Origin of the sequence: Pseudoduganella sp. RAF53_2, from assembly GCF_052113985.1 — a bacterium.
Lineage (GTDB): Bacteria > Pseudomonadota > Gammaproteobacteria > Burkholderiales > Burkholderiaceae_D > Rugamonas.
Genome location: NZ_JBFRDW010000217.1, coordinates 1 through 8,644, shown reverse-complemented (window position 1 = coordinate 8,644; position 8,644 = coordinate 1). Strand labels below are relative to the sequence as shown.

The 8,644-nt window shown below is 60.6% G+C and carries 6 protein-coding genes and 2 riboswitches; of the genes, 4 read left to right on the top strand and 2 right to left on the bottom strand.

The genetic code is table 11. The features are described from left to right. Nucleotides 1-1,165: L-aspartate oxidase (gene nadB, locus AB4Z11_RS14495; RefSeq protein WP_442025950.1), on the top strand; the 1,165-nt coding region annotated here is incomplete at its 5' end. Here the strand turns inward: nadB and AB4Z11_RS14490 are convergent. Next, nucleotides 1,162-1,905: a substrate-binding periplasmic protein gene (locus AB4Z11_RS14490; protein ID WP_442025949.1), complete on the bottom strand. Its 744-nt coding sequence runs from the start codon at nt 1,903-1,905 to the stop codon at nt 1,162-1,164. The genes nadB and AB4Z11_RS14490 overlap by 4 nt on opposite strands. Nucleotides 1,906-1,942: 37 nt before the next feature. Here AB4Z11_RS14490 and AB4Z11_RS14485 point away from each other — a divergent pair, with 37 nt between their 5' ends. Then, nucleotides 1,943-2,485: a GNAT family N-acetyltransferase gene (locus AB4Z11_RS14485; RefSeq protein ID WP_442025948.1), complete on the top strand. Its 543-nt coding sequence runs from the start codon at nt 1,943-1,945 to the stop codon at nt 2,483-2,485. Here the strand turns inward: AB4Z11_RS14485 and AB4Z11_RS14480 are convergent, their stop codons facing one another. Further along, a complete protein-coding gene (locus tag AB4Z11_RS14480; protein WP_442025947.1) occupies nt 2,486-4,573 on the bottom strand; it encodes a 3-hydroxyacyl-CoA dehydrogenase NAD-binding domain-containing protein in 2,088 nt (695 codons plus the stop codon). 279 nt (nt 4,574-4,852) lie between these two features. Next, nucleotides 4,853-4,939: riboswitch (cyclic di-GMP riboswitch) on the top strand. 120 nt (nt 4,940-5,059) lie between these two features. Between AB4Z11_RS14480 and AB4Z11_RS14475 the strand changes: the two genes are divergently transcribed. Continuing rightward, nucleotides 5,060-6,835: a S8 family serine peptidase gene (locus AB4Z11_RS14475; RefSeq protein WP_442025946.1), complete on the top strand. Its 1,776-nt coding sequence runs from the start codon at nt 5,060-5,062 to the stop codon at nt 6,833-6,835. A 262-nt stretch (nt 6,836-7,097) separates the two neighbouring features. Next, nucleotides 7,098-7,189: riboswitch (cyclic di-GMP riboswitch) on the top strand. 100 nt (nt 7,190-7,289) lie between these two features. Continuing rightward, the coding region (locus tag AB4Z11_RS14470) for a S8 family serine peptidase (protein WP_442025945.1) at nt 7,290-8,644 on the top strand (1,355 nt) is incomplete at its 3' end.

Genomic DNA, 8,644 nt, shown 5'->3' with positions numbered 1-8,644 from the left:
GTTCGAGCACCATTGTGCGATTGACCTGATTACGTCGGACAAAATCAGCCCGCGTCCGCAAAACAGCCAGCCGCGCTGCCACGGCCTGTACGTGCAGGACGTGAAAACCGGCCAGGTCCACACCTTCGCAGCCGAACACACCATCATGGCCACCGGCGGTGCGGGCAAGGTTTATCTGTACACCACCAATCCCGATACGGCCAGCGGCGACGGCATCGCCATGGCCTGGCGCGCAGGCTGCCGCGTGGCGAATATGGAATTCATCCAGTTCCACCCGACCTGCCTGTATCACCCTTACGCCAAGTCCTTCCTGATCACGGAAGCGATCCGCGGTGAAGGCGGTCTGCTGAAACTGCCGCCCGAAGCCGGCGCCGCAGCCGGCCAGCGCTTCATGCTGGCCCACGACGACCGCGCCGAACTGGCTCCGCGCGACGTGGTGGCGCGCGCCATCGACTTCGAAATCAAGAAGCGCGGCCTGGACTACGTGCACCTGGACATCAGCCACAAGCCGGCCGAATTCCTGATCGAGCACTTCCCGACCATCTACGCACGCTGCTTGGAACTGGGCATCGACATCACCAAGGAACCGATTCCTATCGTGCCCGCTGCCCACTACACCTGCGGCGGCGTGGTGACCGATATGGCGGGCCGCACTGATCTGGCAGGCCTGTACGCAGTGGGCGAAACCGCCTGCACCGGCCTGCACGGCGCCAACCGCCTGGCATCTAACTCGCTGCTGGAATGCGTGGTAATCGGCCGTGCCTGCGCCCAGGACATCATGTCCACGCCGAAGGAAGGCGCGCCATTCCTGCCGGATTGGGATGAAAGCCGCGTGACCGATGCGGACGAAGAAGTGGTCATCGCCCATAACTGGGATGAGCTGCGCCGCTTCATGTGGAATTATGTGGGCATCGTGCGCACCACCAAGCGCCTGGAACGCGCCCAGCACCGCATTGCGCTGCTGAAGGAAGAAATCGACGAATACTACGCCCACTTCCGCATCACGCCGGACTTGCTGGAGCTGCGCAATCTGGTGGAAGTGGCGTCGATGATCGTCAACAGCGCGCTGCAGCGCCGCGAAAGCCGCGGCCTGCATTTCAGCCGCAATTATCCAGGGACCTTGCCGAAAGCCTTGCCGACGGTGCTGACGCCGCCGCCCCGTTAAGGCACGTTGACTTCGTGGCGCTGGCCGAGCCGTCTCAGCTCGCCGGCGTCCACGAGTTTCTGGAATTCCCCATCGAAGGCCTTGCGCAGCGCCTCGCCTGATGCATTGCGTTGAAAGGCGAAATAACCGTCCTGCACCTCGATCACATGCGGCAGCATGGTGATCTGCCCGGCCAGCCCGATTCTTCCCAGTACCGGCTCGGTGTTGCGGCGATTGCTGGCAAACAGGTGCACATGCTGATGCGCCACCATCTTCAAGCCGCTCTCCACGCTGTTCGCCACGCTCAGACGCAGCTGAGGGCGTGCCGCGTCAAAGGCCGGACCATAGGCCCAGCCGTTCAGCACGACCACGCGCCGCTCCGACAGCTCACCGAAATCGCCGTTCCACTCGATGCCCGATCCGGTGCGCGCGTAGAACACCATCTGGTCCTGATAGAAGGGCAAATGCGAGAACAACATGAGCTTCTGGCGCTCGAACGTTTTGTAAGGACCGACCAGAATGTCGGCCTTGCCCTGCACCAGCATGGCCTGGGCACGCGCCCAGGGGTAGATTTCGAAGCGGGCTTTGTGGCCCATACGTTCGGCGACGATGCGCACGATCTCGGGTCCGAGGCCGACGATATCGCCTTCCTGTCCCTGTTCATACACCCGTTCAAAATGTGCGCCGATCACCAGCAGTTCTCGCGCGCCCGCTGCGGGAAGGCAGCATATGAAAACCAGAATGGCAGCGAACTTGCGCATGGCCCCTCCATGGATAAGCCCATGATACCATCGCCGCATGACAAATCCAGCCCACCTGCGGCCTGCCCGCCACGATGATATTCCGAGCATGGAAGCGCTGATCCGGCGCTCCGGCATCGAGCTAAGCCGGGGTTTCTATTCGCCGGAACAAGCGCAGGCAGTTACCCGCCACGTGTTCGGCGTSGATACCCAACTGGTGGACGATGGCACCTACTTCGTGATTGAGCGCGATGGCGAGTTGCTGGCCTGCGGCGGCTGGAGCAAGCGCGCCACGCTGTTTGGCGCCGACCGCACCAAGACTGGCGCAGATCCCCTGCTTGATCCGGCCACGCAGCCGGCGCGCATTCGCGCCTTCTTTGTCGATCCGGCCGTACCGCGCCAGGGACTGGGGCGGCGCCTGATGGAGCACTGCGAATCGGAGGCCGCAGCAGCAGGGTTTCAGGTGATGGAGTTGGCAGCCACCATGCCCGGCGTACCGCTGTACCGGGCCTGTGGCTTTGAGGTGGTGGAAGATTTCGCGCTTGCGCTGCCGGACGGCGTTTCAGTTCCGCTGTCCCGCATGCGCAAGCGAATCGGCTGATCAGCCGTTGAGGCCCTTGCCTTCAGCGGCCAGCTTGACCAACAGCGGCGCCGGTTTCCAGGCTTCGCCGTGGCGGCCCTTGGACAGGCGCTCGATGGTGCCCAGCACATTCGGCAAGCCCACGGTATCGGCATAGAACATCGGACCGCCGCGGTACAGCGGGAAGCCGTAGCCGGTCAGGTAGACCATGTCGATATCCGAGGCGCGCAGTGCAATGCCCTCTTCCACAATCAGCGCGCCCTCGTTCACCAGCGAATACACCAGGCGTTCCACGATTTCCTGATCGCTGATCTTGCGGCGCTCGACGCCGATATCCGCCGAGTGCTGCACGATCATGGCGTTCACGACGTCACTCGGATAGGCCTTACGGTCGCCTTCCTTGTAGTCGTACCAGCCGGCGCTGGTCTTCTGGCCGAAGCGCCCCATTTCGCACAGCAAGTCGGCGGTTTTCGAATAGGCGATTTCCGGCTTTTCCACGTAACGGCGCTTGCGGATGTACCAGCCGATATCATTGCCGGCTAGGTCGCTCATGCGGAAAGGCCCCATCGGGAAGCCGAATTTTTCGATAGCCCGGTCCACCTGCTCAGGCGACGCGCCTTCTTCCAACAGGAAGCCCGCTTGACGGAAATATTGTTCGATCATGCGGTTGCCAATAAAGCCATCGCACACGCCGGACACAACGCCGGTCTTCTTCAGCTTCTTGGACAGCGCCAGCGCCGTTGCCAGCACGTCCTTGCCGGTGGCCTTGCCGCGCACGATTTCCAGCAGCTTCATCACGTTGGCCGGGCTGAAGAAATGCAGGCCAATCACGTCCTGCGGGCGCTTGGTGAAGGCGGCGATCTTGTCCAGGTCCAGCGTGGACGTGTTCGAGGCCAGGATCGCGCCCTGCTTCATGACATCGTCCAGCTTGCGGAATACGGTTTCCTTCACGCCCATGTCTTCGAACACGGCTTCGATAACGATGTCCGCGTCGGCAATCGCCGCGTAATCCAGGGTGCCGGTAATCAGGGCGGTGCGCTGGTCGAACTTGTCCTGAGTCAGCTTACCCTTCTTCAGGGTGTTTTCGTAATTCTTGCGGATGGTGGCGATGCCCTTGTCCAGCGCTTCCTGTTTGGTCTCCAGCAGCAGGACGGGAATACCGGCATTTGCAAAATTCATTGCAATGCCGCCGCCCATGGTGCCGGCGCCGATCACGGCGGCCTTCCTGATTTCGCGCGCCGGTGTATCCGGCGGCACATCCGGCACCTTGCTGGCCTGGCGTTCGGCCATGAAGGCATGACGCAGGGATTTCGACTCCGGCGTCTGGATCAGATGCAGGAATCGCTCGCGTTCAAACTTCAGACCGTCCTCGAATTTGCGGGTCACGGAGGCAGCCACGGTTTCCACGCATTCCAGCGGTGCCGGGAATGGGCCGGCAACGGCTTTCACCGTATTGCGGCTGAATTGCAGGAAGGCTTCGTGATTCGGATAATCCACTTTGCGGTCGCGCACTTTCGGCAGCGGACGCGCATCGGCAATTTTCTGGGCGAAGGTCACGGCAGCCGGCAGCAGATCGGTCCCGGCCGGGAACACCTCGTCGAACAGTGCGGTGCCGGCCAGCTTTTCGGACAGCGCCGGGGTGCCGGAGACAATCATATTCAGCGCGGTTTCCAGACCCAGCACGCGCGGCAGACGCTGCGTGYCGCCTGCGCCCGGCAGCAGCCCCAGTTTCACTTCCGGCAAGGCGATCTGAGCGCCGGGCAGCGCCACCCGGTAATTGCAACCCAGCGCCAGCTCCAGACCTCCGCCCATGCAGACCGTGTGGATCGCAGCCACGATCGGCTTGGTCGACTCTTCCACCACGCGGATCAGCGAATGCAGGGTCGGTTCCTGCAGTGCTTTCGGGGAATTGAATTCCTTGATGTCGGCGCCACCCGAGAAGGCCTTGCCGGCGCCGGTGATGACGATGACCTTCACCGCGCTGTCGTCCAGCGCGCGGCGGACGCCTTCGACGGCTGCCGTCCGGGTCGCATGGCCCAGGCCATTGACGGGCGGATTGCTCAGCGTGATGACGGCGACCGTTCCATTGACTGCGTATTCTGCGCTCATGTCTCTTCTTTCTCCATGGTGAGGACAGGTAACTATACCGCAAAAGTGCACGGTCGTATTATTTCTTTACTTTGATTGATAATTAGTAATATGTGTTGCCATTTGGCAAATAACATTAATTGTTTCTTAAACCTTTGATTTCAAAGACTTTTCTGAGAGTAACTATAATACTTGCAAGTTAGTTTTCTTAATACTCAGACTAATCCGCAACAGCGACTAAAAGTTTTAAAAACCTCTTGCCATGCGGCATTAAGTAACCTAAGATTCCATCCAGCAACTAGCTGACAAGGGCAAACCAGGCGAAAGCCTGGGACGCAAAGTCATCGGTCTAAGGAGCTTCGGCTCTATGACGGCAGGACTGCCAGACTAAGTACATCGTACACACTCGATGGGTGATTTTGCCCCTTGCGTGGCGTCTCCAACCTGTCCCTCGGGACAGGCGGCAGTCCTACTTTTCAGAACTTTGAAAATACAGGACTCGCCAAAATGAAATTCTTCGCCACCTCCATCACCTCCGCTGCTATCGCTGCCGCCCTGGCTGGCTTCGCCGCCCCTGCCTTCGCTGCCAACGACAACGCCCAGGATTATGCCCGTGGCCGCATTATCGTTGAACCGCGCGCCGGCCTCACCGCCGACGAGTTCGCCAACATTCTGAAAGTTCATGGCGGTAAAGCGCGCAAGCTGGGCCAGAGCAACCTGCACATCGTTGACCTGCCGGCCAATGCCTCCGAAAAAGCCGTCGTGGCACTGCTGAAAAAGCACCCAAGCCTGAAGTTCGCTGAACTGGATCAGCGCGTGCCTGTTACCGCGACCACTAACGACCCCTACCTGGGCAGCGAATGGCACATCAGCAAAATCGGCGCTGACACCGCCTGGGACACTACCCAGGGTGCCGGCGTGACCATCGCCATCCTGGATTCCGGCGTGGACGCCGTCCCTGACCTGGCTGCCAATATGGTTGCCGGTTACAACATCTACGACAACAACACCAACACCGCCGACGTCTGCGGCCACGGCACCAAGGTCGCCGGCGCAGCGGCTGCGACCTCCAACAACGGCGCCGGCGTTGCTGGCGTTGCGGGCCAAGCCAAGATCATGCCGGTCCGTATCGCTTACGTTGACCCGACCTACGGCTGCTACGCTTACTTCTCGACCATCGCCAGCGGCATCACCTGGGCGGCCGACCACGGCGCCCGTATCGCCAACGTCAGCTACGCTGCTCTGCCAACCAGCTCGGCCATCATCAGCGCGTCGAACTACATGAAGAGCAAGGGCGGCCTGGTGTTCGTCTCCGCCGGCAACTACGCCAAGGATGATGGCTACACCCCGACCGATTCCATGATCGCCGTGTCTGCCACCGACAGCAATGACGCTCTGGCCAGCTTCTCCAGCTTCGGCGCTTACGTTAATCTGTCCGCGCCAGGCTCCGGCATCTACACCACCGCCCAAGGCGGTGCCTACGGCGCCGTGAACGGCACCTCGTTCTCGGCCCCGATCGCAGCTGCCGTGGCAGCACTGATGATGTCGGCCAACCCGACCCTGAGCAACAGCAAGGTGGAAAGCCTGCTGTACTCTACCGCAACCGATCTGGGCGCGGCCGGCAAAGATCCTTACTTCGGTTACGGCCGCGTGAACGCCGCGGCGGCTGTCGCTGCGGCCGCATCTAGCGCCCCGGCACCCGACACTACTGCTCCGACCGTGGCAATCACCTCGCCTTCCGCTAACGGCACCGTTTCCGGCAGCGTGATCGTCAGCGTCAACGCGGCCGACAATGTTGGTGTGGCCCGTGTCGATCTCAAAGTCAACAACACTGTGGTCGCCTCGGATACCGCCGGCCCGTTCAGCTTCTCCTGGAACTCGACTGGCGCCGCAAACGGTATGAACACCCTGGTTGCTGTCGCTTATGATGCCGCAGGCAATGTGGCTTCCTCCACCCCGGTTTCGGTCAACGTGTCGAACAGCGTGACCCCGCCGGTTGCTGACACCACCGCTCCGGCCCTGGCCATCACCAATCCGACCAACGGCGGCACCGTGACCGGCAACGTCAACATTACCCTGAGCTCTTCGGACAACAGCGGCGCGGCCGGCATCTCGATGTCTCTGTATATCGACGGCGCATTGAAGGCCAGCGGCAGCGGCGCAAGCATGTCTTACAGCTGGAACGCCAAGAAAGCCACTGCCGGCAATCACGTGATCCAAGCCGTCGCCAAGGATAAAGCGGGCAATACCACCAATACCCAGGTGCAAGTTACCAGCCGCTAAATCAACAGTAATTAATAATATTAAAAGCCGGGCTTATTGCCCGGTTTTTATTTATCTGTACTATATATTATTATTGTCACTTGCATCAGAATAGTTGCTGCGCATAATTGACGTAAGTCATTGTATACGTTCAATCTTTCGATCAGTTAAAATTACGCAAACCAACTTTGCATAGTGTTCAGACTAATGTGCAACAACAGAAAACTTAATTAAAGATAGCGATTGCTTACCCGCAATTCGTCAATTAAGATCTGACGCAGAAATCTGACAAAGGCACACCACGCGAAAGCATGGGTCGCAAAGTCTACGGTCTAAAGGGATTTTTTAAATCTCTATGACGGCAGGACTGCCAGATACAGCTCTTCGGCTGAGCCGAGTGCTGTCTTCTTCGCACTGGTCACGAGACCAGTTGGCAGTCCGCTTTTCTGAAACTTTGAAAACTGGACTTCCATCTATGAAGAACCGCTCCACCGCAGCCCGCCTCTCCAATACTTCCCTCACCGTATTCGCAGTTGCCGCCGCGCTCCTCGCAATGGCGCCTGCTGCCCGCGCCGACAAACCGGCCGCGGAACAATTCGCCCGCGGCCGCATCCTGGTTGAACCACGTGCCGGCTTGACCGACGAAAATTTCGATAAAGTGTTGAAGACCCACGGCGGCGGCAAGAAGCGCAAGCTGGGTCAGAGCAATCTGCACCTGGTTGACACTGCTGCCGGCTCCGAGCAGCAGGTTGTCGATGCCCTGAAAAACGACCCTAACTTCAAATACGCCGAGCTGGACAAGCGCGTTGAACCGACCACCACCACCAATGACCCGTACCTGGGCAGCGAGTGGCACATCAGCAAGATCGGCGCCGACGCGGCCTGGGATAAAGCCCAGGGCGCAGGCGTGACCATCGCGATTCTGGACTCCGGCGTCGACCCGGTTCCCGACCTGGCTTCGCACATGGTGCCTGGCTATAACATCTACGACAACAACACCAATACCGCCGACGTCTGCGGTCACGGCACCAAAGTCGCCGGCGCTGCCGCCGCTGCCATGAACAATGGCACGGGTGTGGCCGGTGTCGCCGGCCAGGCCAAGATCATGCCGGTGCGTATCGCTTACGTCGATCCGACCTACGGCTGCTACGCCTACTTCTCGACCATTGCCAGCGGCATTACCTGGGCGGCCGACCATGGCGCCCGCGTGGTGAACGTCAGCTACGCTGCCATGCCGACCAGCTCGGCCGTGATCAGCGCTGCCAACTACCTGAAGAGCAAGGGCGGCCTGCTGTTCGTCTCCGCCGGTAACTACAACCGCGACGAAGGCTACACCCCGACCACCAGCATGATCGCTGTGTCCGCGACCGACAGCACCGACGCCCGCGCCAGCTTCTCCAGCTACGGCAACTTCGTCTCGCTGGCCGCGCCAGGTGCAGGCATTTACACCACCGCACAAGACGGCACCTATGGCGCGGTGAACGGCACCTCGTTCTCCTCCCCGGTTGCCGCCGGTGTGGCAGCGCTGGTGATGTCCGCCAACCCATCGCTGAGCAACAGCAAGGTCGAAAGCATCCTGTACTCCACCGCGGTTGACCTGGGCACCGCCGGCCGCGATCCGCAATTCGGCTACGGCCGTGTGAACGCTGCGGCTGCAGTGGCAGCCGCCGCAGGCAGCGCAACGACGCCACCTCCAGCTGACACCACTGCGCCTACCGTGGCAATTGCCGCGCCGCTGGCTAGCAGTACGGTTTCCGGTTCTGTCGCCGTCAACGTGAACGCCAGCGACAACGTGGGCGTGGCACGTGTTGACCTGAAGGTGAACAACAC